Annotated in this window: 1 protein-coding gene; it reads left to right on the top strand. The window is 46.4% G+C overall.

Annotated elements, in window-relative coordinates; translation table 11 throughout:
* Positions 1 to 2,003: hypothetical protein (locus tag ABR189_RS30040; protein ID WP_354664217.1), on the top strand; the 2,003-nt coding region annotated here is incomplete at both ends.

The raw sequence follows: 2,003 nt of genomic DNA, 5'->3' as shown, positions 1-2,003 counted from the left end.
GAAGCTACCGGATTCAAGAAAGACTCCGTAGCACTGCTGATCAAAGATGGTACCGCCAGCGTACCAGCCAATAAAGCACTGACCCTGGAAGTGTTGAATACGCCATTAAAAGAAGGAGAGAAGAGTGATCTTAAAATCAGCTTTAATAATAACGTATCCGCGATAACGGATATCAACATCTTACTGAGCCGTAATGTGGGTAACTCTACAGCCAACACCCCAGGTGATTATACGCTGGCTTCCACCACGGTGAAGTTACCTGCCGGTAAGCGGGATACGGTGCTGACTGATTTTATCACGGCTGCCTCCGACAGGGTATTTAAACCTACAAAAACGTTACAATTAGAGGGCACTGCTACCGGGTATACCATTACTCCTGCCAGCTGTACCATAACAGATACGACGAGCCTAAATGCTGACAATAAAAATATCAGCATTGCTACCAGCAGTACAGAGATGACAGAAGGAACGGCTTATGATGTGACATTTAGCTTACCAGCAGGTGTCACTACCGCTATTCCGATCAACATCAGTGTGGTGCCAGTTACCGGTTCGTCCTTTACTACGTCAGACTATACGATCTCAACCCCGCCGGTGATTAATAATGGTGGTACGGTTACGGTACAAATCACTATTAAGGATGATGGAGTACTGACCGGCCCGGCTACCCGTGAATTAAAACTGACAGGTACTTCTACCAGTCTTCCGGGACTGGTATTTGGAGAAGCTACGATCACTGTAAAAGACAAGGACTATGTGTCCAACTTGGCTTTTGATATTACGGTAGATCCAACCAGCAAAGAAATTGTAGAAGGGGCTGCTACCGGTGCAGCTATTACGCTGACCTTACCCGGAGGCCTGAAAGCGGGTTATGCTATACCGGTAACGATCAGCAAAGGATTGAGCTCTCAGGCAGCAAATAGCCGTCATACCACAGTACCCGGAAATTATACGATTGCCAAAGATGCTTTCTCCGTAACGATCCCGGTTATCAAAGCCAATGTGGATAACATCCTGAATAATGATGCAAATATTGTAGTTATAGCCGAGGCCACTGGTTTCAAAAAAGATTCTGTAGCACTGCTGATCAAAGATGGCACTGCCAGTTTGCCGGGCAATAAAGCGCTTACGCTGGAAGTGTTGAATACGCCCTTAAAAGAAGGCGAGAAGAGCGATCTTAAAATCAGCTTTGATAATAACGTATCCGCCACTACAGATATTAACATCTTACTGAGCCGTAATGTGGGTAACTCTACGGCCAATACCCCAAGTGATTATACGCTGGCTGCCACCACGGTGAAGTTGCCTGCCGGTAAGCGGGATACGGTGCTGACTGATTTTATCACGGCTGCCTCCGACAGGGTATTTAAGCCTACAAAAACGTTACAATTAGATGGTACTGCTACCGGGTATACCATTACTCCGGCAAGCTGTACCATAACAGATACCACCAGCCTAAATGCTGACAATAAAAATATCAGCATTGCTACCAGCAGTACAGAGATGACAGAAGGAACGGCTTATGATGTGACATTTAGCTTACCAGCAGGTGTTACTACCGCTATTCCGATCAACATCAGTGTGGAGCCAGTTACCGGTTCTACCTTTACTACATCAGACTATATTATCTCAACCCCGCCGGTGATTAATAATGGTGGTACGGTTACCGTACAAATCACTATTAAAGATGACGGGGTACTGACCGGCCCGGCTACCCGTGAATTAAAACTGACAGGTACTTCTACGAGTATTCCGGGGCTGGTATTTGGAGAAGCTACTATTACGGTAAAAGACAAGGACTATGCCCCTAACATGGCTTTTGATATTACGGTGGACCCAGCCAGCAAAGAAATCATAGAAGGTGCTTCCACTGGTGCAGCTATTACGCTGACCTTACCCGGAGGCCTGAAAGCGGGTTATGCTATACCGGTAACGATCAGCAAAGGATTGAGCTCCCAGGCAGCAAATAGCCGTCATACCACAGTACCCGGAAATTATACCAT

It is taken from the genome of Chitinophaga sp. H8, assembly GCF_040567655.1.
In the GTDB taxonomy this organism is placed as follows: domain Bacteria; phylum Bacteroidota; class Bacteroidia; order Chitinophagales; family Chitinophagaceae; genus Chitinophaga; species Chitinophaga defluvii.
The sequence above is the reverse complement of the archived record's forward strand: the minus strand, read 5'-3'. Positions and strand labels throughout refer to the sequence as shown.